This window comes from Actinopolyspora sabaoui, assembly GCF_051225635.1.
In the GTDB taxonomy this organism is placed as follows: Bacteria; Actinomycetota; Actinomycetes; order Mycobacteriales; family Pseudonocardiaceae; genus Actinopolyspora.
The window spans coordinates 39960-65741 of sequence record NZ_JBMIHH010000001.1 but is presented as its reverse complement, the minus strand read 5'-3'; the positions used below and the strand labels follow the sequence as shown (position 1 = coordinate 65741).

Genomic DNA, 25782 nt, shown 5'->3' with positions numbered 1-25782 from the left:
GCCTCAGCCGAACAGCGCCTGGGCCTCGGTGTAGCGGTGCAGCGGCACGGTCTTGAGCTGGGCGGTGGCCTCCGCCAGCGGAACACGCACGATCTCCGTCCCGCGCAGCGCGACCATCGAGCCGAAGTCCCGCTCGCTCAACGCGTCCATCGCGTGCAGCCCGAAACGGGTGGCCAGCACGCGGTCGTAGGCGGTGGGAGTCCCACCGCGCTGGGTGTGGCCGAGCACCACGGCACGTGACTCGTTACCGGTCCGCTGCGAGATCTCCTCCGCGAGCCAGGTGCCGACACCGCCGAGCCGCACGTGCCCGAAGGCGTCCCGCTCGCCCGCCTGCAGCACCTCGGCACCGTCCTCGGGAATCGCCCCCTCCGCGACCACGATGATCGGGGCGTACTGCCGTTCGAACCGCCGGGTGACCCAGTCGCAGACCCAGTCGACACTGAAGCGCTGCTCCGGACCGAGGATCACGTTCGCTCCCCCGGCCAGCCCGGAGTGCAGGGCTATCCACCCCGCGTGCCTTCCCATGACCTCCACCACCAACGCGCGGTGGTGCGATTCGGCCGTGGTTCGCAGCCGGTCGATGGCCTCGGTCGCGATGTGCACGGCGGTGTCGAACCCGAACGTGTAGTCGGTGGCGTCCAGATCGTTGTCGATGGTCTTGGGAACCCCCACCACCGGAACGCCCTCCTCGTGCAGCCCGTTGGCGACGCCCAGCGTGTCCTCCCCGCCGATGGCGAGGAGCGCGTCGATCCGCTGCTCCGCCATGGTTCGCTTTATCCGGGCGACACCGTCGGCCTCCTTGTAGGGATTGGTCCGGGAAGAGCCCAGGATCGTGCCACCACGATCCAGGATCCGCTCGACCTCCTCGAGCCCGAGCGGCATGGTCAGCCCTTCCAGGGGTCCACGCCAGCCGCTCCGGAAACCGACGATCTCCTTGCCGTGCACCTCGATCCCTTTCCGGGTGACCGCACGGATCACAGCGTTGAGACCGGGGCAGTCCCCACCACCGGTCAGCACCCCGATACGTTCGGCAGCCGACATCCCGCCTCCTCGAAACACGTCACGCCGTCGGCGTGATATTGATCTCAGCGGAAGAGCCTTTCACGGACTAAATCGGTGCAGCAAGTATCCGATCGGGCGCACCGTGTAACCAGCGGTGACGACAAACGTGGCGAGTCGCCTCGAACCGATTCGGACGCCGTGTGGTTCACACCGCTCGCTCCCGGGGGCTCCTGCGGCACGAACCTTCCAGGAGAGCCGCCCGGGAGAGGCCATGGGCCGGGGCAGGCCCCTACCTCCCACACTACCGAGCGGGATGTCGCAGCTCCCGCATCCGCTGTTCGATCACTTGCCAGCGCCGCAGGTTGTGTTTGGCGTCGGCCAGTGCGTCGTGGGCGTTGGCGGGCGGGGAGGGAAGCCTGGGCTTTCCGACAGCCTCCCACTGCTGGCGCAGGTCCCTGGTGAACTTGGGGATCTTCGGGGGCAACGCGGGCATCGCACCCCACAGCTGCGCCAGCGCGACGTGATCGTAGGCGGCGTACCACGCCCACAGTTCGATGTCGGACCGCTGGGCGGTCAGAAACCCGTAGAGCTCGTCACGAATGGTGGCCCGGGAACGCCAGGCACCGGACCCCGGCGACGGCAGCTGCGGTAACACGTGCTGGCGCACCCACGGTCCGGCGCGTTCCGCCGCGAACTCGGTGGAGACGGCGTAGAACTCCCTCCCCGTCTCGTCGACCACACCGATCGACACCAGATCGATGGTGTGACCGTCCTCGATGAACTCGCAGTCGTAGAAAAACCGCACTGGAAAAGGGTATGCGTCCCCGAACCGCCGGTGGAGACACCCCGTGAATCCCGCGCCCCCTGACGGAGCAGCGGGCACCGGGCGCGGAGCTCGGGAGGGCAGGCAAGCACGCGCTCAGGGCGGCGCGGGGGTCGTGACTCACTCGCGAGGAGCTCCCGGCGTGAGCCCGCAACCGCTCTCGCAGTGGTCTCAACCGGCCTTCGAGTCCGGCATCCGCTTCTCGGACTTCCCGGCTTCCTTTGCCGCCTGTCGCTCGCGTTTGCTGATCACGCGTCCGCTTTCGGCGATGTCGTCCTTGGCGCGGTCGGCGTAGATGTCCACGTATTCCTGCCCGGAAAGCTCCATCAGCGAGTACATGATCTCGTCGGTGATGGAACGCTCCGCGAACCGGTCGCCGGCCAGCCCCTCGTAACGGGAGAAGTCGAGCGGCTCTCCGACCCGGACCCGCACGCTGTAGGGGCGCCATATCTTGGAACCGATCGGATTGATCTTCTCGGTCCCGATCGTCACGACCGGAATCACGGGCACATCGGCTTCCAGTGCCATGCGTGCCACACCGGTCTTGCCCTTGTAGAGGCGGCCGTCCGGGGAACGTGTGCCCTCCGGGTACAGCCCCAGCAGCTGCCCCTCGCGCAGCAGGCGGATACCGGTGTCCAACGCGGCCTGGGCCGCCGCGCCGCTGGAGCGGTCGAGCGGAACCTGTCCGACACCGCTGAAGAAGATTCGCTTCAACGCGCCGGTGAACCCTTTGCCGGTGAAATACTCGCGTTTGGCGAGGAAGGTCACCCGACGTGGCAGCATCAACGGCATCAGGAAGGAATCGGCCACCGCGAGGTGATTGCTGACCAGAATCGCCCCACCGGACTCCGGAACATGGTGCGCGCCCTCGATTTTGGGACGACACCACAACCTCATGAGGGGACCGAGAAGAACGTACTTCATCACCCAGTACAGCACCGCGTCGCTGCCTCCCTCACGGCCGGATTACGTTGTCAGGGTACGGAGCCGCCACGAGCCACACAATCGCGGGGCGGCATTCACGATCGGGGAACACGAGGACACGATCACATCACGGAACCGCCGCACCACGGCGGAACGTAGGCGCGGGCGGGCATGGCAGAGTGTGACCGTGCACGAACACGCGAACGAGGTGGGCGGACGAATCCCGGGCGGATTCGCGGCGACGGTTCGGGGCACACCCCGAACACGACCTTGCCCACTCGGCGTCGAGCAGCGACCCTGGGGGCGAACGACGCACTTCGGCGGTGCGGCGTTCGACCGTATCGTTGCAAGCACAGTCGCACCGAACGATCGGAGCACCGCGGGGGCGGTACCGATCGCCGACGAGTCCACCATCCACCGCCAGCGCGTCAGGGAATGCGTATGAACACGCGCCATGAGAACGCAGACGGCCCCGAAGACATCGACAAGGCTTTCGCGGAAATCGTGGCCGAGTTGGAGCGCGATTCCTCACTGCCGCAGTGGCCCGGCGACTCCGGAACCGCCGCCCCGACGACTTCGGGAAGCACCGCGACCACGGGGGACACGAGTACAGAACCACCGTCCGAAGCCGATGCGGACAGCGGTCCCCGCGACTGGGCTCCCACGGAGACGGAGGAGGACGAGGGGCACTACGAACCTCCGGAACCACCACCGCTGCCCAAACCCGGAGCAAGCACCGTGGGCGGTGTCGTGCTCATCGTGTTGGGGCTGTTGACGCTGTTCGTGCCCTTCGCGGCGAGTTCGCTGGGCCCGCTGACGCTGCCGGTCGGACTGATCGCGATCAGCTGCGGCATCGGCTGGCTGCTGCTGCGGCTGCGGCAGGGATCCTCGGACGAGGACTCCGGCTGGGACGACGGGGCTCAGGTCTGACCGAAGTGTCTCCGTTCGGCCTCGCGACCACCGGGGACGGTTCGCTCGTCCACCGGTACGGATGCCGACGTCTCGAGCGGACGACCAGCGGACATCGCCCCTAGCCCGCCGAGTTTCGGGCGCGGCCGGGGTTCCCGCCGAGTACGTCGCCCCGAACACGGTTGACGGTGATCGGGTGAACCCGGGGTTCGTCCGCTCGCTGCTCGGGGGGCTCACCCGTTCCGTCCCGGTGCACCGCATCGGTCGTGCCGGTTTCCCCGTTCGGGGCGGTGAACGCTTCACGCAACGAACTCAACAACGCGAGGAGACAATCGTACAGCCCATCGGCCGGACGTTTCGCGTGCGCCTCGCGCAGCACCGCCGTGAGGGTGCAGCACGGGCACCCCGTCGTCCCCCGAGCGGACTCACCCGCGACGGACTCCCCGACGGGTGAGTCACCGCCAGCGGACTCACCACCGGTGGGCCGGGACGCGTGCTCGCCACGGGAAAGCGACAGCAGGAACTCCTCCGCCCTCGCCGCGAGGGCGGGCAGCAACGAACGCAGCTCCCCGGCGAGGCGCTCGTACTCGCCCTCGGCCCGTGAGCCGGTGTGTTCCTCGTGCAAAGCCGATCACCGCATCCATCGCGCCGGGTCGGGCCGAAAGGTCACGATCACGCCGTCGTCGCCCGCGTCCGCCTCCACCGCCACACAGCGACGCAACACCGAGGGCAGTGTAATCAGTCGTCGGTGGCCGTCCACGGTCACGGCCAGTTCGTCTCCGATGCGGGCGAGGTCGAAATCCGCCTGTCTGCTCAACGGCATGGCGATACGCAGCGTGTAGCGAGCTTCCGAACCGTTTCCGTTCCCGTCGAGTTCAATCACCGGGGTGGGCTCGGCGCCCACCGTCGGATCGGTTTCGCCGTAGATCTCGTCACCCAGACGCAGCAGCGAATCGCCCCCGCGGGGTTCCGCCGCGCGTTGCTCGACGGTGTGCAGCGGCAGCCCCAGTTGTGCCAGCTCCCGCAACACCTCGCGCTGCTGCCCGGCGCGGGTGCGCAGCCACGCCGCCGCCGTGCCACGGGCGGAGCCGGGATCCGGCACCAGGCGGTTGGCGAGCACCCCGTCGACGTGAATCTGCTGCAGCGCGAGCGAGGTGAGGATACGGCGGGTCTCGGCCGCCACCAACGACTCCGGTGTCGCGACCAACCGGACACTGGTGTCGGCGGAGACGAGCAGTTCCGCCAGCGAGTTCAACCGCTCGGCGAGTCCGCCGAGCGCCTCGGCGGCGGCGTCCCAACGCTCGGTGAGATCACTGCCCGCCATTCCCGCCAACATGCCGCGCACCACCCGACGATGGGTGGGGAACAGCCGCTCCAGGTACCCGGACAGCACTTCCGGCATGCTCAACAGGCGCAGGGTATCCGCGGTGGGGCCGCAGTCCACGACGACGGTGTCCCAGGGGCCGTCGGTGGCCATGCGCCGCACCTCGGTGAGCGCGAGCAGGTCCTCCACGGCAGGCAGCCTGGTGAGTTCGGCGGCGTCGACTTCGGAAACCCCGGCACCGGCGAGCACGGTGTGCAGATGTTCCCGCAGCTCCGACCAGGTCCGGTCGAGCAGGCCGCGGGTTCGTATCTCGGCGGCGTGCAGCCGGAGCGGGCCGGACCCCGTGTCGTTCGACAGCCGCAGTGACCGAGGTGTGTCGTCGAGTTCCGTGTCCAGACAGTCGGCGAGCGAATGCGCGGGATCCGTCGACACCACCAGAACCTCGCGTCCGTGAGCGGCGGCACGCGCGGCGGTGGCCGCCGCGAGCGTGGTCTTGCCGACCCCGCCCTTTCCGGTGAACATCAGAATTCGCAACTCAGGGCCTCGCTCAACCGAGCTCGGGCGTGCGGCACGCGCCCATGGGGAAACTATCCACGGGAAACTATTCGGCGGACTCCACCCGACGCTTGAGTTCCTTGAGTGCCGTATCCATGATCATTTTTTCCGCCTTGCGTTTGAACATCCCGATCATCGGGATGGACAGGTCCACCGCGAGACTGTAGGTCACCTCGGTACGTGCCGCCTCCAGCGGCCGCAGCGTGTAGCTACCGCGCTGTGCCTTCTGGACCTGCCCCTCCACCAGGTCCCAGCTCACCGACAGACCGTCGGCACTCCACTCGTAGGCGAGCTTGTAGGTGTCCTTGACCACACCGGCGTCCAGTACGAAGCGAACACGCTCGGCGACCCCCTCGTCCGTCCGTGAGAGAACCTCGGCCTCCTTGACCGCCTCCGCCCATTCCGGGTAGGCGCCGAAGTCGGCGATCACGGCCATGATCTCAGTGGCCGGGGCCTCGATCACGATGGACTGGGTGGACTGGTCGACCATGCCGCGCAGATTACATGTCGTCCGTGCGGGCACCGGCACTGGCAGGAGAGGTGAAAGGTTCACCACCGCAGCACATAAGGCTGTCCCCGCTGCTTGAAGTGCCCCACGTTGACGCACTCGGTAGGGCCGACACGTGTACGCGCGGCCAGCGGCTGGTGCACGTGACCGAACAACGACCAGCGGGGACGGTCGTGCCGGATTCGCCGCAACGCGCCGGAGGATCCGTGCTCCGGCCTGCGCGCCACCACGTCGTAAACCAGTTCGGGGACCCGCGGCGGCACGTGGGTACAGAGCACGTCGACCGGGCCCAACCGGTCCAGCACCTCGTCGAACTCCGCCTCGGTACGCAGATTCGGCACCCACGGCAGATCACGCCGCAGCGTGCCGCCCGGTGGCAACAAAGCACCACCCGCGAACCCGAACCGCAACCCGCCGATCTCGACGCTCTCGCCGTCGAACGCCCGGACGCCGTCCCCGGTGAACTCCGGCCACAGGGTCGGGTCGTCCACGTTTCCCGCCGTGGCGTAGGTGGGAGCCGTCATCGCCGCGAACAGCTCGGCGTATTGCTCGCGGACCGCCTGGCGCACCACGGTGGCGGGCTCGGAAAGGCTCTCCCACAGCGAGCGCAGATAAGCACCGATCTCCGATCCCCGGTTGTTCCGACGCAACCACGCGAAGTGGCCGACCTTCTCCCGCCCGAACACGGAACCGAGTATGCCCTTGTCATGGTCGAGATAGTCCACGAAGTCGATCAGGTCACCGAGTACGATCAGCGCGTCGGCTCCCTCACCCGCCCGTTTGAGGTCCTCGACGTTTCCGTGCACATCCGAGACCACATGCACCCGCAAGTTGTCTCCGTTCGCCGCTGAGTCCGCTCCCGGCCCAACCTAACCGCCCGAGGTGTCCTCGAACGAACCAACCCGGTACGAACCGGGCGCGCGGGGCGAGGAGCTTACGGAAACAATGCGGGATACGACACATTCCGGCCCGGCGGCGCGATGCCGTGGGCACGGGGGGCTACCGCCCAGTAGCGCTCGGGGTTAGGTTGTCCATCACAATTTGGCGTGCTTTCGGAGGATGTAACGTGCGAGAGTTCAGCGCCCCCGCCACTGTCACGGTGGCCGCCGAGGAGAACCTCACCGACATGGTGTGGGCCAACGCCGAGCGGTTCGGCGACGCGGTCGGCTTCCGTCGCAGGGTGGACGGCACCTGGGTGGATGTGACCACGGCCGAGTTCGCCGCGCAGGTGCTCGCGGTCTCCAAGGGGCTCATCGCGGCGGGTCTGCGACAGGGCGACCGAGTGGGCTTGATGTCACGAACGCGGTACGAGTGGACCCTGTTCGACTTCGCGATCTGGTCGGCCGGCTGTGTGACCGTGCCCATCTACGAGACCTCCTCGGCGGACCAGATCGAGTGGATCCTCGGCGATTCCGAGGCCCGCGCCCTGATCGTGGAGACGCCCGAGCACCGCGCCGAGGTGAACACGATCATCGGCAACGTCACGACTGTGGAACACGTCTGGCAGATCGACGGTCCGGTCGACGAGGAGCGCTCCACGGCGGTGGCGGAACTCACCTCCTCCGGCGCGGAGCTGGCGGACGAACGAGTCCACGAACGCAGGCGCGCGGTCGGCGCCGAGGACACCGCCACCCTGATCTACACCTCGGGCACGACCGGCAGACCGAAGGGTTGCGTGCTGACGCACCGCAACATGCTCGCCGAGGTTCGCGGGGATCTCGACGCGTTCCCGCAGCTGATGCGGCCCGGGAACTCGATGCTGATGTTCCTGCCGATGGCGCACGTGCTCGCCAGGGCGATCTCCGTTTCCTGCGTCTACGCACGGCTGACCCTGGGGCACACCAGCGACGTGAAGGATCTGGTCAACGATCTGGGCTCGTTCCGCCCGACCTTCGTGCTGGCGGTGCCACGGGTCTTCGAGAAGGTCTACAACACTGCCAAGCAGAAGGCGCACAGCGCCGGCAAGGGCAAGATCTTCGACGCCGCGGAGGCCACCGCGGTGGCCTACAGTCGCGCCAAGGCCGAATCGACGGGCGGCCCGGGGTTGGCACTGCGGGCCAAGCACTTCGTGTTCGACAAACTGGTCTACAGCAAGCTGCGTGCCTCACTGGGCGGCCGTTGTGTCGCCGCCGTCTCGGGAGGTGCCCCGCTCGGGGAACGGTTGACCCACTTCTACTTCGGCGTGGGAGTTCCGATCCTGGAGGGGTACGGGCTGACCGAGACCACCGCCGCGGCGGCGGTCAACGTCGAGGAGGACTACCGGATCGGATCGGTCGGCAAGCCCATCGCGGGGACCACGATCCGCATCGCCGAGGACGGCGAGGTTCTGGTCAAGGGTGACGTGGTCTTCCGGCGCTACTGGAACAACGAGGCAGCCACCGAGAACTCCCTCGAGGACGGCTGGTTCCACACCGGGGATCTCGGTTCGCTGGACGAGGACGGTTTCCTGCGGATCACCGGCCGCAAGAAGGAGATCATCGTCACCGCGGGCGGCAAGAACGTGGCGCCCGCCGTGCTGGAGGACCACATCCGCGCCCACCCGCTGATCAGTCAGTGCATGGTGGTGGGCGACCAGAAACCGTTCATCGGTGTGCTGGTGACGCTGGATCCGGAGTTCCTGCCCTCCTGGCTCGCCGAACGGGGACGCCCCACGGACACCCCGGCGAACGACCTCGCCGAGGACCCCGAGATGCGTGCCGAGGTACAGCGGGCGATCGACGAGGCCAACCAGTCGGTTTCCAAGGCGGAACAGATCAAGCAGTTCCGCATCCTGCCGAGGGACTTCGCCGAGGACCGGGGAGAGATGACCCCGAGCCTGAAGGTCAAGCGCAACAAGGTCGCCGAGAACTACGCCTCGGAGATAGCCGCCATCTACTCCTGATCGGAGTTTTCCGCTCGGGCGGTCGCGTTGGCGGGGTGGCTTTCGACGGTCGGAAGCGAAGAAACCCTTTCCTGTCGACAACACGACAGGAAGCATCAGTGAGGAACGAAAAGCGGGGCGGGGCACGTCATCGGTGCCCCGCCCCGCTTCGTCCGCACTCGTCCGGTTCGCCCGTCACCGAAAGGACGGCTTCCGAGTGAACGCGCCTCGGATCAGCCCACCACGCGACGCATCCGGTTGACCGGGGCGATGTCGTCGTAGGGAACCACCTTGACGACCTGGCCACTGGTGGGTGCGTGCACGGCCTTTCCGTTGCCCACGTACATGGAGACGTGGCTGACCGGGCTGTAGTAGAAGATGAGATCGCCCGGCTGCAGCTGTGAGGCGGAGATCGGCTGCCCCACCTGTGCCTGGGCGCTGCTGGAACGCGGCAGATCCACCCCTGCCTGAGCGTAGGCCCAGTACATCAGGCCCGAGCAGTCGAACTGGCTGGGGCCCTCGGCCCCGTACACATAGGGCGACCCCTGCTTGCCCAGCGCCGCCTGCACGGCGCCGGAAGCCGAACCGGCACCACCCGCGTACTCGTAGTTCGTCTGCCCACCGCCTCGGTAGGCTTGCTCCTCCTCGGCGCTCAGTTCCTCGAGCTGCTCCTCGACCTCGGCGATCCGATCCTCCATCGCCGCCTTCTTCTCGGCGATCTCGTCCTGGAGTTTCTTCGCATCGGCCTCGGCCTTGGCCGCTTCGTCCTTGGCCTGCTGGGCACGCTTCTTGGCGGCCTCGGCCTGCTGGGTGGCCTCGGAGAGTTCCGAGACCGCGTTCTGCTTGTCGCGGGCCAGTTCGTCCAGGATGGACGCCCGGTCGAGGAAGGCGTCCGGCGACTCACTCGACAACAACGCCGAGATCTGGTTCATCCTGGAGCCCTGGTAGACGGACTTGGTCAGTTCGTCCACCTTGCCGCGGAACTGCTCCTCCTTGGCGTGGGCCTGCTGGAGGGTCTTCTTCGCTTCGGCGGCCTTTTTCTCGGCCTTCTCCAGATCGGCGAGGCGAGCCTCGTGGTCGTCCTTGGCCCGTTTGTACTTCTCGGTGAGCTTCTCGGCCTTGTGGGAGAGCTCCTGCAGCTGCTGCAGCGCCTCGGAACTGTTGTCGGGAAGTTCGGGGTCCGCCATGACGGGTGCGGAGCTCACGGTGACGGCGGTGGCAACCGCCGTGGCCGTCAGTGCTCCCCGCATCGAGCGTTTGAGTGCGTGCGAGGCCACGTCGCGCATTGCTCCTTCGTCCACTCGGTCGCCTTCCGGGAGAACGCTTCCGTGGCGAACGCGGGAATCCACCGGCGACGGCGGGCACGTGAGAACGACGTGCCAGCGCACCACCACGGTGCGGGCCGTTCGAGCCGACGGCGCGTCCGGGAGGGTTCCCGGTCCGGCTCCCCCGACGAGCCGATCAGGCGACAACTCCGCGGAGCCACCCGGTTTGGGCAACTGATCGCCGCGAAGTCTCGGTTAGGTTACGAGAGGTCGCCCGCACAGTCCAGAGCGGGGGGCGTAATACGACAGAATGTGATCAATTCATCTGACCGAGTGAGATTTTGCGCCACTCAACTGCCGGGCGGCGTCAATTTCCCGCGAAATCGCCGCGCCGCTGACAGCGGAGGTGCCGGCTCGGACGGCGGCCAACCGCCCCCAGTGAAAGGACTAGCCATCAGGGGCCGTCAGAGTGGATTGACACGCTCCAGAAGCGTGGCGGACGCGACCGCGTAAGCCCCTCTCCTACGCACCGAGGTGACCACTTCACGATCGGAGGTGGCCACTACGATCTGCCGCCCGGTGGGTTCGGCGTCGACCAGATCACGAATCACGTCGTCGGCCTGGACGTCGGGCTCGCTGAACAGCACCCGCACCCCGCGCGGCCCCGTCCTGGGGACCGAGACGACGTTGGCGCCGTCGAAGACGACGGTCACCTCGGCGCCCGATCTGGCCGCCAGCACGGCCAGCTGGTGCGCCAGCCGGTCACGCTGCTCGGCCAGCGGGATGTCCGGATAACCGGTCTTGGTGACGTTGTAACCGTCCACGACCAGATGTACGGCGGGCAGCGCCAGCAGCCTGTCCAGCGCCGCGACATCAGGCACGTCCGACGTGACGGCGGTGTTGGCCCGCACCCCACCCACGGTTTCCGCGGGCAAGGGGCCGCCACCGGCTTGCCCGCGTCTGGTGGAACCCAGCTCACGCCGCAGCCCGGCGATCGATCCCTCCAACGTGTCCAACAACAAGGACAACCTGACCTCGTCCCCTCGCCTGGCCTCCCGGGCGGACTGCTGTGCGGTGGCTGCTTCGCGGTCGGAACGTTCGGCCCTGGCACGCTCGTCGGCCGCCCTGGCTCGGTCCCGGTCCCGCTCCGCGGCGAGCTCGGACAGCTCGCGGTCCTTCTCCTCGACCACCCGCTCCAGTTCGGCGGTGAGCCGCGCCACCTCGTCCTTCTGTTCCTTCAGCCGAACACCCTGTTGGCGCAGCCGGTTACGCAGCCGGTCGGCATCGGAGCTGTTGTGCTGTTCGGCCGAGCGCGCGAGCCGATTGGCCTCCTCGAGCTCACCGCGCAACCGCTCGTTGTCGGCCGCGAGTTTCTCCGCGCGCGCCACCGCGGCGTCGTGCTGCTCCCGCAGCTTCCCCTGTTCCACGCGGTGAGCGATGAGCTCGACGTAGTGGGCGGCGGTGACGCTGTTGAGCAGCACAGCCGCCGTGGCCGCCCCCAGCGGGTCCACCTGCTGCTGTTCCAGCGCCGCGGGCTGTTTCCTACGACACCAGTCCAGTACCGCCGCGCGGAACACCGCGGAGTCCCGCATCGCCACCAACAGGTCCGACTGGCCGAGTTTGGCGCGCTTCGCGGCGGCGAACCGCATGACGGGCCGCAATCGCATCGGGACGTCACCGGGACGCATACCTCCGAGGGCGGCAGCGGCCAGCTCGGCCAGCCGGCCCCGCAACGGCCCGGGGAGCTCGTCCCAGTCGACGGACGGTTCCTCGTGACTCGCGGTGAGGTCACTCGCCGTCTCGGGACCCTCGTTGGCTGCTTGGGGGTCGACGTTGTCGCCCGATGTCGGCGGTATCACTCTTCCAGGCTAAGTGCTGCCCATTCGGCTACCCGCATCCGGCGGTTTCCGGCGTCGCGGCCCGCTGCTTCCGAGGTTCCCGCTGCTTCCGAGGTTCCCGCTGCTTCCGAGGTTCCCGCTGCTTCCGAGGTTCCCGGTACGCCCCCGACGGCCGATCACCGAACGGTGAACGACGGAACACGGCCGCAGCACTCCACCGCGCCGCCCCTCGAGTCCCTGGAGCGGGCTGCCCACCGGCTACCGAACGGAAGGGCATACCGTCGTGGTCGATGAGCCGGTTGCCGCAGGACCCGCAGCTGTCCTTCGACGAACTGGGACAGCCGCTGCAAGACGTCAGCTTCGTCGTGCTGGATCTGGAGACAACGGGCGGCCGCGGTTCCTCGGACGAGATCACCGAGATCGCGGCGGTCAAGGTGCGTGGCGGAGAAACCGTCGGTGAATTCTCCACCCTGGTCAACCCCGGACGGCCTATCCCCCCTGGCATCGTGTCGATCACCGGCATCACCGATGCGATGGTCGCCGACGCGCCCGACATCACCTCGGTACTTCCCACTCTGCTGGAATTCTGCGCGGGAAGCACACTGGTGGCCCACAACGCGAGCTTCGACACCGGATTCCTCCGGGCCGCGTGCGAACGCGCGGAACTGCGCTGGCCCAAACCGCCGGTGGTGTGCACGGTTCGATTATCCCGTCGCGTGCTCTCCCGCGAGGAGACACCGAACCACAAGCTCGCGACGCTCGCCCACGTCCTCGGCGCGCGAACCGCGCCGCGACACCGCGCCCTGGACGACGCGCGGGCCACAGTGGACGTGTTGCACGCCCTGCTGGAGCGGGTCGGAACACACCACGTGTACTCACTCGAGGACCTGCTCGACTACCTGCCGGAAGTGACCCCGCAGCAACGGCGCAACCGCACGCTGGCCGAGGGACTACCGAACACGCCCGGTGTCTACATCTTCCGCGGTCCGAACGAGGAAGTGCTCTACATCGGCACCGCCACGAATCTGCGCAGACGGGTGCGTCAGTATTTCACCGCGGGAGAACGACGCGGCCGGATCCGCGAGATGGTCGCGCTGGCACACCGGGTCGAGCACGTGGAGTGCACGCACGCGCTGGAGGCCGAGGTTCGGGAGCTGCGGCTGCTGCAGGCGCACCAGCCGCGCTACAACCGCCGGTCCAAGTTCCCACGCGCGGTCTGGTGGGTCTCGCTGACCGATGAGGTGTTCCCTCGGCTGACCATCACCCGGAAACCGAGGCCCGCCGCACTGGGACCGTTCCGCAGCAGGAACACGGCCAAGAACGCGGTGGAGGCACTGCAGGACGCCACCCCGTTGCGAAGCTGTACCGATCGCATCCCGGCGGGGGGATCCCGGCAGCGCCCCTGCGCCGCCCACGAGATGGGGCGCTGCGGGGCACCGTGCGTCGGCCGTGAAGGGGTGGCCGAGTACGAAGCACACGTGGTGCCCGTCCGGGAAGTGCTGTCGGGCAGCGGCGACTCCGCGTTGCGACGGCTGCGGAGGACGATCGAGGAACTGGCCGAGGAACGGCGCTTCGAGGACGCGGCGACGCACCGGGACAGGCTGGTCGAGCTCGTCCGGGCTCTGGACCGCGGCCAGCGGCTGGCCGCGCTGGCGGCGATACCGGAACTAGTGGCGGCGCGACCGGACGGCTCCGGTGGCTGGCTGTTCGCGGTGATCCGGCACGGCAGGCTGGCCTCGGCCGGAACGGCTCCGCGCGGGACCGCACCGATGCCGGTGGTGGACCGACTCCAGGCCGCGGCCCAGACCGTGTTGCCGGGGCCGGGCCCGCTGCGGGACGCCCCGGTGGACGAGCTGGGGGCGGTGTACCGCTGGCTCACGGCCGAGGACTCCCGCATGGTGCGCTGCGAGGCCCCCTGGGCCGAACCCGCCGGTGCCGCGGGAAGCTGGCGCGAGTGGGCGAAAGCGGCAACGACGGCACGCACCCCCTACGAGGGGGCGGACTGAGCCGAATCCATTCGTCCTAATCGGAGAGATCACCGCTGGTGACCACTCGCGTCGGACGCAGGAACACCGCGAGCTGGCCGGGACCGGCGATCTTGCCCGCCACTCGGTCCACCTTGCCCTCGGCCACGTAGCGGGCGGCGACAGCGGTGGCGACCCGGAGGACCTCACCGTGTTCCGCCGTGGTCTCGGCGATGCCCTGAACCTGCACGAAGGTGCGGCCGCTCTGCTCGTCGACACACATCGTCAGCCGCGGATCCCGCGCCATGGCCGTCCCCTTGGCACTGTCGGCGGCGGTGTTGAACACGATCCCCTCGCCGTCCACGGCGAACCACACCGGCGCCACCAGCGGTCTGCCGTCGGCCCCCAGGTAACCGACCTTGCCGGTACGTCCCCCTTCGTCGAGAAAGGAACGGACCCTGCCCGAAGTGATCGTCGTCATGATTCCCACAGTAGTGCCGCGGTACCACTCGAGCACGCCGCACGGCAACGGGTCCGCACCGGACGAGGCCGAACGAGAAACGTCCCGGGGGTGTGGGAACCACCCCCGGGACGGACACTCACGGACTCAACGCCGCGAGGTCACTCCTCCGGTGCGCGAGCCTTGCCACCGACGAGCTCGCCCCGCTCGGACTCCTCGGGCTCCACGGACTCCTCCTCCGAGGTGACCGCGTGCTCCTCCGCCCGAGCGTGCTCCAGCGCGGCGGTCTCGACCGAGGGATCCGGCTTGAGCCAACCGCCCTCGACGGGCCTGCCCGCGGCACCGAGCTTGTTCATCTTCTTCGGCACCGGGGCACCCTGGTACTCCAGCTCCTCGGGGTGGCCGTGGTCGTCCACCGGCCCGAGCGGCTGGTGCACCTCGACGAACTCACCGTGCGGCAGCCGCTTGATGATGCCGGTCTCGATGCCGTGCTCCAGCACCTGGCGGTCGGACTTCTGCAGCCCGATACAGATGCGGTAGGTGATGAAGTAGGCGATGGGCGGGGCGATCAACAGTCCGATCCTGCCGATCCAGGTCATGGCGTTCAACGAGATGTCGAACATGAACGCGATGATGTCGTTGGCACCCGAGATCATCAGGACCGAGAAGAACGTCAGCGCCATCATGCCCAGGCTGGTACGCACCGGAACGTCCCGCGGACGCTGCAACAGGTTGTGGTGCGCCTCGTCCCCGCTGAGCTTGCGCTCGATCAGCGGGTAGGCGAGCGCCACGGTGAATATCATCCCCATGAACAGCACCGTCGGGAAGAACACCGCGGGGATCGTGTACTCGCCCCACAGGTAGACCTCCCAGGCGGGCCAGAGGCGGCTGGAACCGTCGGTCCAGATCATGTACCAGTCGGGCTGCGAAGCCGCCGAGACCTGTGAGGCGTTGTACGGCCCCAGGTGCCAGATCGGGTTGATCTGGAAAACGCCGCCCATGATGGCGGTAACCCCGGTGACCACGGCGAAGAAGCTCCCCGCCTTGGTCGCGAACACCGGCAGGATCCGCACACCGACGACGTTGGTCTCCTTGCGACGCACCCCGGGGAACTGGGTGTGCTTCTGGTACCAGACCAGCGCCAGGTGCACCGCGATCAGTCCGAGGATGATCCCGGGCAGCAGGAAGATGTGCATCATGTAGAAGCGCGGGATCAGCTCGGTACCGGGGAACTCCCCGCCGAACAGGATCCAGTGGATCCAGGTACCGACCACGGGGATGGACATCGTGATCCCCGAGGCGATCCGCACACCGGTGCCGGACAGCAGGTCGTCCGGCAGCGAGTAACCGGTGAAGCCCTCGAACATGCCGAGGATGAACAGCAGGATGCCGATCATCCAGTTGGTCTCCCGGGGACGCCGGAAAGCGCCGGTGAAGAAGATCCGCAGCATGTGGGCCACGATCGAGGCCATGAACAGCAGCGCGGCCCAGTGGTGCACCTGCCTGGCGAACATTCCGCCACGCACCTCGAAGGAGATGTCCAGGGCGCTGGCGAACGCGCGGGACATCTCGATGCCGCGCAGGTTGGTGTAGGCCCCCTGGTACTGCACCTCGGCCATCGAGGGGTCGAAGAAGAACGCCAGGTAGGTCCCGGTCAGCAGCAGCAGGATGAAGGTGTAGAGCGCCACCTCGCCGAGCAGGAACGACCAGTGCGTCGGGAACACCTTGTTGATCTGCCGACGCAGGCCCGGCGCCGCCTGGAATCGTTTGTCGACCTCGTCGGCCTGCTGACCCGCGGCACGCTGCAACGCACCTTCCGACTTGGTCGGGGTAGTGATCGAACTCATGAATTCCGCTCCCAGTAAGCCGGGCCGATCGGCTCGATGAAGTCGCTTCGCGCCACGAAGTAGCCTTCCTCGTCCACGGTGATCGGCAGCTGCGGCAGCGCCCGTGTCGCCGGCCCGAAAACGGGCTTGGCGTAGCTGTTGGCCACGTCGAACTGCGACTGGTGGCAGGGGCAGAGCAACCGGCCGGTCTGCGCCTCGTACAGCGAGGTGGGGCAGCCCAGGTGGGTACAGATCTTCGAGTAGGCGTAGTAGTCGCCGTAGTTGAAGTTCTCCTGGCCCTTGCGCTCCACCGGCGAGTCACCCGGCCGCAACCGGATCAGCATGGTCGGATTGTCGGAACGACGCAACGCGTGCAGCAACGCTTCCTCGTTGTGCCGTTCGGACTCGCGGAACGGGAAGACCGTCTCGAAGCCCCCCGGCGCGAGGTCCTGCGGCCGCACCAGCGAGATGTCGTGCGGATCGCCGGTGTTGCGCCGCAGGTAGACCTTCTCGCCGTTGGTCTGCAACCAGCCGGTGTGTTGCAGCGAGTCCGCACCGGTCTCCGCCCAGGGGTTCTTGACCATGCCGCCGAGCACGAGCACCCCGGTTCCCAGCCCGAAGGCCCCCGCGCCGAAACCCGCGGTCCGCTTGATCATGGAACGACGCGCGATGGTGCTGCGCTCTCCCGCGTCCGCGAGCTCCGCGACGGTGGTCTGCCGGTCCAGTTCGGAGGAACCGTGCCCGTCGTGTCGCTGCTGCACCGCCGTCTCGTGCGGCATGAACTTCTTGGAGTACAGGATGGCCCCGATACCCACCGCCAGGATCGACAACCCGAGGAAGAAACCGATCAACGGGTTGTACAGCGAGTACAGGAAGTGTCCCCGCTCGTCGACGAGCGGATTGACGTAACGCCACGGCCAGAAGACGAACACGCCGATGAAGGCCAGTGCCGACAGCCCGGCCAGGGAGAACCAGGCCGCCACCGCGCGCTCGGCGCGCCGCTCGGCTCGGGTCCCCTTCACCGGCCACGGGTCGGGGTACTCGACGAGCTCGACGTCGTCCTGGGCCAGTCCGAGCCGGACCTTCTCGTCCCGGCTCATCTCGGCGAGTTCGGCGTCCGTCGGGTGGGCGCCCTCGTTCCCGCTCGCCTGCTCGCCGGAGGTGTGTTCCTCGTCGTGCTGTCCGCTGCTGTGTTCGTTCATATCCCGCTCACTCATGCCCTGGCTCCGATCCACAGCGTGAGGCCGACGAGACTACCCAGCCCGATGACCCAGGCCACGACCGTCTCCGGACCGGGTCCGTAACCGCCGAGCGCGTTGCCGCCGGGATTGTTGTTGCCGTCGGTCACCGACTTCACGTAGGCGATGATGTCCTTCTTCTCATCGGGTGTGAGCTGACGCTCGGAGAACTTGGGCATGTTCTCCGGTCCGGTCTCCATCGCCTCGTAGATCTGCTGCTCGGACGCGGGATCCAGATTCGGGGCGTACTTGCCCGCGGAAAGCGCGATACCGCGTCCGGTGAAGTTGTGACAGGAGGCACAGTTCAGCCGGAACAACTCCGCACCGCGTGCGGGATCGTCCCCCTGGAGCTGCTCGCCCGTTTCAGCAGGCTGCTCGGGCCCACCACCGACGGCCTGCGCGTACGCGGCCAGTGCCTGGATCTCCTTCTCGGAGTACTTCGGAGGCTTGCGCTGTGCCTGTGCCTCCTGCCGCATCAGCGGCATCCGACCGCTGGAGACCTGGAAGTGCACCGCCGCACCACCGACACCGATCAGGCTGGGGCCCCGATCCTCAACGCCCTGCAGGTTCTCGCCGTGGCAAGTGATGCAGGCATTGTTGTAGAGCTCCTTACCCTGCCTGATCAGTGCCGGGTCCTCGGCCGCGGTGGCGGTCTGCGGCTCGGGGAGCAGCACGCTGTACAGGCCGCCCGCAGCCACCAAGGCGATCCCGAGCGCCAGCACACCCGAAAGCCGTCGCCGGAACTTGGAACCCGCGCGGTTGCGTTTCTTGTTGGTGGTCATGAGTGCGCAAAACCCTTGCTGTCATGTTCGGGGTGGTTCAGCGGCAACAACATCACGCTCTGACTTCTCGCCTAACTGCCTACCCATGGCTCTGTCGCGACATCCTCGCCGCCGCGTCACGGCACCAGATAGATGACCATGAACAGGCCGATCCACACGATGTCGACGAAGTGCCAGTAGTACGACACGACGATCGAGGCCACCGCCTGGGCCGGTGTGAACTTGCTCATCCTGGTGCGGATCATCAGGATCACGAAGGCGACCAGCCCGCCGATCACGTGCAGACCGTGGAAGCCCGTGGTCATGTAGAACACCGTGCCGAACGCCGAGCTGGCCATCGTGGTGTGGTGCTCGGTGATCAGCGTGTGGTACTCCCCCGCCTGGCCCAGCACGAAGATGGTGCCCATGGCGAGCGTGAGCATGTACCAGCGGCGAAGGCCGTAGACGTCACCGCGCTCCGCCGCGAACACACCCCACTGGCAGGTGAACGAGGAGGCCACCAGAATCACAGTGAAGGGCAGGGCGTAGGCCACGTTGAGTTCGGCGGGCGGCGGCGGCCAGGGTCCCTCGTTCTGGGCCTTCACCGTGAAGAACATGGCGAAGAGCCCGGCGAAGAACATCAGCTCGCTGGCCAACCAAACGATGGTGCCCACGCTGACCATGTTCGGTCGGTTCAGCGAGTGCACGCGTTGACTGATTGAGGGCGCTGCCGTTGTCACGCGACGCATTATGTCGCGGACGATTTCGGGACGCCCGGTCGGGTCCGCCGCAGCCCCGTTCGCCCACTACGAGATCGACGGGAGGTTACCCCGCGTGAGCATTCGCGGTGGCCTGTCCCGACTGTTCCGCACCCGGCGCGGCAGGCGGGAACCGAGAGGGCCCACTCCGGACGATCCGGAGCTGACGGTGGTGGTGGAAGCGACCGACGAGACGGAGTCGGCCTCCACGGTACTGACCCGTTCACCTGCGTGGATTCCGGAATTTCCCGCTGTGCTGCGGTACCGCCTCGCGATCGGGTCCGCCGCCGTGGCCGAACTCCGCGAGCCCCTCGAGGCCGAGGGTTGGCTGGTGCGCACCGAAACGACGCCGCCCGGTTCGGGGAGTGCGCCCGGTTCGGACTCCCTGATTCTTGTCGCGCAGCGTGTTCGCCGGATAGACGCGATGACATGCGCCAGGGAGACCTCCCGGATGGTGGGGCTGGCACAGCGGCACGGCGGCCACCTGGCCGGTTGGCAGGCGTTGCAGCCGCCGAACGAGAGTGATCGATCACGTGAGTGAGGTGTATTACCCTCCGGAGCGGCATTACGGATACGATACGAACACTCGTGACCACCCGACACGAACCGTCCCGTCCGCGCGGGCCGCACCGGCAGCCAAGGAGTGTCCATGAGCACATCGACGAGCAACGTCCTCGTGTTCAGCCACCGCCAGGAAGTCCGTGAGGCGATCATCACAGCCATCGGGCGTCGCCCCTCCCCCGACATCAGAAGCGTGCACTACATTGAGGCATCGACGGTGGCCGAAGTGCTCGGCGAGGTGGACGCGGGCAACGCGGATCTCCTGATCCTCGACGGTGAGGCACAGCCCACCGGCGGAATGGGAGTGTCGCGGCAGCTGAAGAACGAGCTCGCCTCCTGCCCGCCGACCGTGGTAACCGTACGACGCAAGGACGACCGGTGGCTGGCAACCTGGTCCCAGGCCGACGCGGTACTGGTCCACCCACTCGACCCCCTGACGGCGGCCGAGTCGGTGGCCGAGGTGCTGCGTGCCCACGCCGTGCCCACCGCCGGCGGCTGACACGGACTTTCGAGGACCCCACGTGCAGACAGCGACAACGACCTGGCCCGACCTGCTGAACCGGCTCGTCTCCCACGAGGACCTCTCGGTCGCCGAGACTTCCTGGGCCATGGACCAGGTCATGACCGGCGAAGCCACTCCAGCCAGGATCGCGGCGTTCGCCGTGGCGCTGCGTGCCAAGGGGGAGAGCTCCTCCGAGATCATCGGAATGGCCGACACGATGCTCGCGCACGCACGGCAGCTCGACATCTCCACTCGCGCCGTCGACGTGGTGGGCACCGGCGGCGATCGGGCCGGTACGGTGAACATCTCCACGATGACCTCGATCGTGCTGGCCGCGTGCGGCAGCGCGGTGGTCAAGCACGGCAATCGCGCGGCCTCGTCGAAGTGCGGCACCGCCGACGTACTCGAAGAGCTCGGAGTGACGATCGACCTGCCGCCCGAGGGCGTCGAGCGCTGTGTGACGGAACTGGGGATCGGATTCTGCTTCGCGGGGCTGTTCCACCCCGCCTTCAAGCACACCGCCGCTCCCCGGCGGGAGATCGGCATTCCCACCGCGTTCAACGTGCTCGGCCCGCTGACCAATCCGGCTCGTCCCACCAGCGGTCTGATCGGGTGCGCGGACCGCAGACTGGCACCGGTCATGGCCGAGGTGTTCGCCCGACGTGGCCACTCGGTGGTGCTGGTCCGCGGGGACGACGGGATGGACGAGATCACCACGACGACGACCAGCACGGCTTGGGTCATCGGCGACGGCACCGTACGGGAAGAACGGATCGACCCCACCGCGTTGGGGCTGTCGCTGGCCGAGCCCGAACAGCTGCAGGGCGGCGACGCGACGGTGAATGCCGGAGTGGTCCGTGACCTGCTGAACGGCGTCCGGGGGCCGGTGCGGGACGCGGTACTGCTGAACACCGCGGGTGCGCTCGCCGCCTACGAGGGAGCCGTCACCGAACTGAACGGCCGGCTGGCCGACGGCATCGAGCGCGCTGCCGAGGCCATTGACTCGGGGGCGGCCGCCCGGCTACTCGGCTCCTGGGCGGAACTCTCCGGAAAACTGCGGGAACACGGGTGAGCACGGACGAGTCCGGACCCCGGTGCTCAGCTGCCCGGCCAACCACGACCGAGGCACCTACCGCGAATCGCTACTCGGTGAGCCCGGAACCACGACTCCGATCAACCGAGCTCACCGGTGCCCGCACCACTTTCGTCGGGAAACCGCCTGAAGAACACCGACTCGGCCACAGCCTGTTTTCCGAAGCAGGCCCGTCTTTCAACCGGAAGCGCCGAACTCCGACCGCTCCCGTGATCGGCACAGCCGCGAGAGGTTCCGCCACCCGACTTCGCGGCGGTGTCAATTTCTCGCGAAATCGCCGCGCCCGAGACCGACGTCGGGAGGTGCCTCCGGGCAAACCGAGCGGAAGAACCCGGTTTCAGGAATCCAGGCCGATGGAAAAGGCGTCCTCCGAGTCCTGCTTCGAGTACGAGCGGAACGCGATGTGGGTGTCGGTGTCCACCACTCCGTCGACCTTGTTTATCGCGCCCGGCACGATCTCGGCGATCCGCTCGTGCTCGGACGCCCGGATCACGGCGATCAGGTCCACGTCACCCGCGCAGGAGTAGACCTCGGTGACACCGTCGATGTCGGCGATCTCCTGCGCGGCCTCCGTCAGGCGATCAGCGGCGGTTTGGATCAGCACGAACGCGGTAATCACGGTTGTGGACCTCCTGCGGCGGCAGCTCGGCTCCCCCGCGTCGGCCGGACGCGAGGGAGCGCACTCGGGCTCACTCGTGGTTGGGGCCGGTGTGGTACTCGAAGACCAGGCCGGAAACGGTGATCAGTACCGCCCCCGCGCTGAGCACGATCATCCAGACGTGGCCGAAGGCCAGCGCCACACCGGTCAGGGCCGAGGCGGCGGCCAACCCGAACGGCCAGTAGCTGCCGGGGCTGAAGAATCCGAGGTCACCGGCACCGTCGCTGATCTCGGCCTCCTCACGGTCCTCCGGACGCAACTCGATACGACGAGCCACGAACTGGAAGTAACTGCCGATCAGCAGTGACAGCGCACCGACCAGGATCAGCGCCACCGTCCCCACGGGTTCCTTGGCCCAGAGCCCGTAGACCAGGGCCGACAGGAAGAAGAAGAAGGTAATGATGTTGAAGATCTTGGCTTCGACCCTCATGGAGTCCTCACTCTCACCCCGTGCGCCGCGTCCGGCGCACTCGTGTGACCTGGTTTCCCGTCGACACCGTCAGTTATTACCCGCGCCGACGGCCTGACCACCCTGCTGCGGAGTCGAGCTCTGCCGATCCGGATCGAACGGGATGGTCGTCACCGAGTTCGGGTTGCAGAGCTCACCGCAGTCCATCTCGGTCAACGCCTCGGCCGTGGTGTAGGGCTGGCCCGTGCTCGGGTTCACCTGCGTACGCAGGTCCATGAAGCGCTCGAACTTGTCCGGTGAGAGCGCACGCACCTCGAAGTTCATCATCGAGTGGTAGGTACCGCACAGTTCCGCGCAGCGTCCGACGAACGATCCCTCACGGTCGATCGTGTTCTGGAAGACGTTGTCCTGGTTGTTCTTGTCCGGATGCGGGAAGGTGTCCCGCTTGAAGTGGAACTTGGGGACGAAGAACGAGTGGATGACGTCCTTGGAGCTGAGCCGATACTCGACGTTGGAGTCGGTCGGCAGCACCAGCAGCGGCGTCCAACTGGTCGTACCGATGGTGTTGACCGCTTCGCCGTTCGGGGTGGTGTAACCGGGATAGCGGAACTCCCAGTTCCACTGGAACGAGATCACGTCGACGGCGACGTCCGGCTCCTCCTCGGCCTGCACCTTCTGCTGCGTCGTCGCGGTGAAGTAGAACAGCACGACGACCATCACGAAGGGGATGACCGTGTATATGATCTCGAGCGGGTTGTTGTACTGGAACTGACGAGGCAGCTCGTCACTCTTCTTGCGGTGGAAGGCCACCGTCCAGAAGATCAGTCCCCATACGAGCACACCAACCGCGAGAGCCGCGATCACCGACCAGGTCCAGAGCTGGCGCATCGACTCGGCGTCACTGGTGACGCCGGTGGGCCAGCCGAACCGCAGCACCTGGTCAGGGGAGCAGCCCGTGGCCACGACACACACCAAGCCGACCAGTCCACCGACCTTGGCCAGCCGTGGCACTCGGGTCCCGTCCTTCAGGGCCACTGCGCGACGCCTCCTCCATGTGAAACTCACCGGCACGGCGCTGGCGTTGCTCCCCCGCCCGCGTTCGGGACGGAAGATCGGCCGCCGGAATACTGTAGCGACCCTAGCCCAGTAGTAGCCGCGATACTGCTCCGGGGTCGCGCCACCGCCCGAATCATGGTCGTGCCCGTGACCGAAGATCACCACTCGGTTCTCCGGTCGCGCGACGCGCGGCGAGTACCGGGCGCCCTCGACCGGAACACCGGCACAATGAACCCGTGCGTTCGGTTCCCCCACAGGAGCACGGCATACTGTAGAACCGGATCACCCCTATTGGGCTTGAGCGAAATCCGACAACCCGCGACACGAGAGGTGCGCGAGACGCGTGTGCGGCCTGCTTGGACTGGTTTGTCCCACCGAAGAGAACGCAAGCAACGCAACGAACGCGGTGGCCAACGCGCTGCCGTGTCAGCGGCACCGAGGACCGGACGAGAGTGACACGTGGCAGGGCGGCGAGGTCGTCTTCGGTTTCAACCGCCTGTCGGTCATCGACGTCGAGCATTCGCACCAGCCGCTGAGCTGGGGGCCGCCGGATTCACCGGGCAGGTACACGATCCTGTTCAACGGTGAGATCTACAACTACCTGGAACTGCGGGCCGAGCTGACCGAGCAGTACGGCGCCGCGTTCAACACCGACGGGGACAGCGAGACGATCATCGTCGCCTACCACTACCTCGGGACTTCGATGGTGGCTCGGCTGCGCGGGATGTTCGCGTTCCTGATCTGGGACAACGATCGGCACGTCGTGTTCGGCGCCAGGGATCCCTTCGGGATCAAGCCGATGTACTACGCGACCGGCCCCAACGGGGTCGGCTTCGCCAGCGAGAAGAAGAGCCTGCTGCACCTCGCGGCGACGCTAGGCATCAACGAGGACGTCGACCGGCGTTCGTTGCAGCACTACCTGCTGCTGCAGTACGTGCCGGAGCCGGAGTCGCTGCACCGTTCGATCAGGCGGATCGAGTCGGGCACCTCGTTCACCGTGGCCCCGGGCGGGCAACTGGTGACCGAGCGGTACTTTTCCCCCAACTTCACCTCGCGTGAGATTCACAACGACGGCGAGGCCAACCGGCTGCACAACGAGATCGTCGACGTGATGCGCGACTCGGTGGCCAAGCACATGCGTGCCGACGTCACCGTCGGCGCCTTCCTCTCCGGCGGGATCGACTCGACGGCGATCGCAGCGCTGGCCAAGGAGCACAACCCGGACCTGATCACGTTCACCACCGGGTTCGAGCGGCAGGGCTACTCGGAAGTCGACGTGGCCGCGGAATCGGCGGCGGCCATCGGGGTGAAGCACGTCGTCCGGACGGTCTCCGCCGAGGAGATGATGCGGACGCTGCCGTTGATCATCTGGTACCTGGACGATCCGGTGGCCGACCCCGCACTGGTGCCGCTGTGGTTCATCGCCAGGGAGGCACGCAAGCACGTCAAGGTCGTGCTCTCCGGCGAGGGCGCCGACGAACTGTTCGGCGGGTACTCGATCTACCGGGAACCGCTCTCGTTGGCGCCGTTCGAACGGGTCCCCGGATCCGTGCGCAAGGTGATGGGGCGGGTCTCGACCGCGATTCCGGAAGGGGTTCGCGGCAAGGACCTGCTCCGACGGGGCGCGCTGCCGCTGGAGGAACGCTACTACGGCAACGCGCGGATCTTCCGCGACGACGAGCTGCGGAACCTGCTGCCGGACTACGACCCGCACGTTTCGCACACCGACGTGACGGCGGCGGCCTACCGGACCTCGCAGGGCTGGGACCCGGTGACCCGGATGCAGCACGTGGACCTGTTCACCTGGCTGCGGGGGGACATCCTCGTCAAGGCCGACAAGGTGACCATGGCCAACTCCCTGGAACTGCGGGTTCCGTTCCTCGACAACGAGGTGTTCCGCACGGCGAGCACGATCCCGCTGGAACAGAAGATCACCAAGGACACCACCAAGTACGCGCTGCGCCGTGCGCTTGCCAAGGTGGTGCCGGGCCACGTGCTCAACCGGCGCAAGCTCGGCTTCCCCGTCCCGATCCGGCACTGGTTGCGGGACGAGATGCACGACTGGGCACGCGACATCATCAAGGAGTCCCAGACCGACGCCCTGTTGAACAAACCGGCGGTGCTGCAGCTGCTGGAGGAACACCGTTCCGGAGTGCTGGACCACAGTCGCAGGCTGTGGGCATTGCTGGTGTTCATGATCTGGCACGGGATTTTCGTGGAGAACCGGCTTACGCCCGAGGTGCCCGAACCGCACTACCCCGTGAAGCTTTGAAATTTCACAGTGCAACCCGAGTGCGTGGTCGGGTAGCCGGCACGTGAGTCGGCGCCTTGCCGCGTTGGGCCGGCTCTTGAGTAGCGACCTACGCGGCGAGCGGCCCGGCCTCGCAATGCATCCGACTCACGCACCGGGGACACGCGCGCTGCTGAAGACGCGTGTTGGCGACCGCGGCCGCGCGTCGCGGGCGTCGCGTCCTGCCGGACCACTCTT

Annotated in this window: 24 protein-coding genes; 7 read left to right on the top strand and 17 right to left on the bottom strand. The window is 67.3% G+C overall.

Annotated elements, in window-relative coordinates:
• Nucleotides 1-3: 3 nt before the first annotated feature.
• The 3 genes from ACOQFL_RS00295 to ACOQFL_RS00285 all read right to left on the bottom strand — a co-directional run bounded on the left by ACOQFL_RS00295 (nt 4) and on the right by ACOQFL_RS00285 (nt 2764).
• A complete protein-coding gene (locus tag ACOQFL_RS00295; RefSeq protein WP_435542052.1) occupies nt 4-1041 on the bottom strand; it encodes a 6-phosphofructokinase in 1038 nt (345 codons plus the stop codon).
• Nucleotides 1042-1303: 262 nt separating this feature from the next.
• Complete coding sequence (locus tag ACOQFL_RS00290) at nt 1304-1807, bottom strand: polyadenylate-specific 3'-exoribonuclease AS (RefSeq protein WP_435542051.1); 504 nt, start codon at nt 1805-1807, stop codon at nt 1304-1306.
• 189 nt (nt 1808-1996) lie between these two features.
• Nucleotides 1997-2764, bottom strand: coding sequence for a lysophospholipid acyltransferase family protein (locus ACOQFL_RS00285; protein WP_435542050.1), 768 nt, complete (start codon nt 2762-2764; stop codon nt 1997-1999).
• 426 nt (nt 2765-3190) lie between these two features.
• Between ACOQFL_RS00285 and ACOQFL_RS00280 the strand changes: the two genes are divergently transcribed.
• A complete protein-coding gene (locus ACOQFL_RS00280) occupies nt 3191-3679 on the top strand; it encodes a DUF308 domain-containing protein (protein WP_435542049.1) in 489 nt (162 codons plus the stop codon).
• Between the two features lie 100 nt (nt 3680-3779).
• On the opposite strand, the gene ACOQFL_RS00275 is transcribed toward ACOQFL_RS00280, so the two are convergent.
• From ACOQFL_RS00275 to ACOQFL_RS00260, 4 genes are all read right to left on the bottom strand, one after another.
• Nucleotides 3780-4283, bottom strand: coding sequence for a hypothetical protein (locus ACOQFL_RS00275; RefSeq protein WP_435542048.1), 504 nt, complete (start codon nt 4281-4283; stop codon nt 3780-3782).
• Between the two features lie 6 nt (nt 4284-4289).
• Entirely contained in the window at nt 4290-5504 is a 1215-nt protein-coding gene (locus ACOQFL_RS00270) for an ArsA family ATPase (RefSeq protein ID WP_435542047.1), read from the bottom strand.
• Nucleotides 5505-5583: 79 nt separating this feature from the next.
• Nucleotides 5584-6027, bottom strand: a complete 444-nt coding sequence (locus tag ACOQFL_RS00265) for an SRPBCC family protein (protein ID WP_435542046.1) — start codon at nt 6025-6027, stop codon at nt 5584-5586.
• A 59-nt stretch (nt 6028-6086) separates the two neighbouring features.
• Nucleotides 6087-6875 (bottom strand): metallophosphoesterase family protein, encoded by a 789-nt coding sequence (locus ACOQFL_RS00260; RefSeq protein ID WP_435542045.1) that lies wholly within the window; start codon nt 6873-6875, stop codon nt 6087-6089.
• Between the two features lie 236 nt (nt 6876-7111).
• Here ACOQFL_RS00260 and ACOQFL_RS00255 point away from each other — a divergent pair, with 236 nt between their 5' ends.
• On the top strand, nt 7112-8926 hold the full coding sequence (locus tag ACOQFL_RS00255; protein ID WP_435542044.1) for an AMP-dependent synthetase/ligase: 1815 nt from the start codon (nt 7112-7114) through the stop codon (nt 8924-8926).
• Nucleotides 8927-9138: 212 nt separating this feature from the next.
• Here the strand turns inward: ACOQFL_RS00255 and ACOQFL_RS00250 are convergent, their stop codons facing one another.
• Nucleotides 9139-10206, bottom strand: coding sequence for a C40 family peptidase (locus ACOQFL_RS00250; RefSeq protein ID WP_435542043.1), 1068 nt, complete (start codon nt 10204-10206; stop codon nt 9139-9141).
• A 428-nt stretch (nt 10207-10634) separates the two neighbouring features.
• A complete protein-coding gene (locus ACOQFL_RS00245) occupies nt 10635-12029 on the bottom strand; it encodes an NYN domain-containing protein (RefSeq protein WP_435542042.1) in 1395 nt (464 codons plus the stop codon).
• 269 nt (nt 12030-12298) lie between these two features.
• Here ACOQFL_RS00245 and ACOQFL_RS00240 point away from each other — a divergent pair, with 269 nt between their 5' ends.
• Nucleotides 12299-14014 (top strand): DEDD exonuclease domain-containing protein, encoded by a 1716-nt coding sequence (locus ACOQFL_RS00240; protein WP_435542041.1) that lies wholly within the window; start codon nt 12299-12301, stop codon nt 14012-14014.
• A 16-nt stretch (nt 14015-14030) separates the two neighbouring features.
• Here the strand turns inward: ACOQFL_RS00240 and ACOQFL_RS00235 are convergent, their stop codons facing one another.
• From ACOQFL_RS00235 to ctaE, 5 genes are all read right to left on the bottom strand, one after another.
• Nucleotides 14031-14453, bottom strand: a complete 423-nt coding sequence (locus ACOQFL_RS00235) for a PPOX class F420-dependent oxidoreductase (protein WP_435542040.1) — start codon at nt 14451-14453, stop codon at nt 14031-14033.
• 140 nt (nt 14454-14593) lie between these two features.
• A complete protein-coding gene (gene qcrB / locus ACOQFL_RS00230) occupies nt 14594-16279 on the bottom strand; it encodes a cytochrome bc1 complex cytochrome b subunit (protein ID WP_435542039.1) in 1686 nt (561 codons plus the stop codon).
• Nucleotides 16276-17460, bottom strand: coding sequence for a cytochrome bc1 complex Rieske iron-sulfur subunit (qcrA, locus tag ACOQFL_RS00225; RefSeq protein ID WP_435542444.1), 1185 nt, complete (start codon nt 17458-17460; stop codon nt 16276-16278). The genes qcrB and qcrA overlap by 4 nt, the downstream gene beginning before the upstream one ends.
• Nucleotides 17461-17471: 11 nt before the next feature.
• Nucleotides 17472-18278 (bottom strand): cytochrome bc1 complex diheme cytochrome c subunit, encoded by an 807-nt coding sequence (qcrC, locus tag ACOQFL_RS00220; RefSeq protein ID WP_435542038.1) that lies wholly within the window; start codon nt 18276-18278, stop codon nt 17472-17474.
• Between the two features lie 116 nt (nt 18279-18394).
• On the bottom strand, nt 18395-19006 hold the full coding sequence (gene ctaE / locus ACOQFL_RS00215) for an aa3-type cytochrome oxidase subunit III (protein ID WP_092628688.1): 612 nt from the start codon (nt 19004-19006) through the stop codon (nt 18395-18397).
• A gap of 85 nt (nt 19007-19091) precedes the next feature.
• Here ctaE and ACOQFL_RS00210 point away from each other — a divergent pair, with 85 nt between their 5' ends.
• The 3 genes from ACOQFL_RS00210 to trpD all read left to right on the top strand — a co-directional run bounded on the left by ACOQFL_RS00210 (nt 19092) and on the right by trpD (nt 21150).
• Nucleotides 19092-19556, top strand: a complete 465-nt coding sequence (locus ACOQFL_RS00210; protein ID WP_435542037.1) for a hypothetical protein — start codon at nt 19092-19094, stop codon at nt 19554-19556.
• A gap of 108 nt (nt 19557-19664) precedes the next feature.
• Entirely contained in the window at nt 19665-20075 is a 411-nt protein-coding gene (locus ACOQFL_RS00205) for a hypothetical protein (protein ID WP_435542036.1), read from the top strand.
• Nucleotides 20076-20097: 22 nt separating this feature from the next.
• Nucleotides 20098-21150 carry an anthranilate phosphoribosyltransferase gene (gene trpD, locus ACOQFL_RS00200; protein ID WP_435542035.1) on the top strand — a complete coding sequence of 351 codons (1053 nt, stop codon included), beginning with the start codon at nt 20098-20100 and terminating at the stop codon, nt 21148-21150.
• Between the two features lie 358 nt (nt 21151-21508).
• Here the strand turns inward: trpD and ACOQFL_RS00195 are convergent, their stop codons facing one another.
• The 3 genes from ACOQFL_RS00195 to ctaC form a co-directional block, all read right to left on the bottom strand.
• Nucleotides 21509-21790: an Lrp/AsnC family transcriptional regulator gene (locus tag ACOQFL_RS00195; RefSeq protein WP_092927044.1), complete on the bottom strand. Its 282-nt coding sequence runs from the start codon at nt 21788-21790 to the stop codon at nt 21509-21511.
• A 70-nt stretch (nt 21791-21860) separates the two neighbouring features.
• Nucleotides 21861-22259 (bottom strand): cytochrome c oxidase subunit 4, encoded by a 399-nt coding sequence (locus ACOQFL_RS00190; protein WP_092628695.1) that lies wholly within the window; start codon nt 22257-22259, stop codon nt 21861-21863.
• A gap of 69 nt (nt 22260-22328) precedes the next feature.
• A complete protein-coding gene (gene ctaC, locus ACOQFL_RS00185; protein WP_435542034.1) occupies nt 22329-23273 on the bottom strand; it encodes an aa3-type cytochrome oxidase subunit II in 945 nt (314 codons plus the stop codon).
• A 364-nt stretch (nt 23274-23637) separates the two neighbouring features.
• Here ctaC and asnB point away from each other — a divergent pair, with 364 nt between their 5' ends.
• Nucleotides 23638-25566, top strand: coding sequence for an asparagine synthase (glutamine-hydrolyzing) (gene asnB, locus ACOQFL_RS00180; RefSeq protein ID WP_435542033.1), 1929 nt, complete (start codon nt 23638-23640; stop codon nt 25564-25566).
• The last annotated feature ends 216 nt before the right edge of the window (nt 25567-25782 follow it).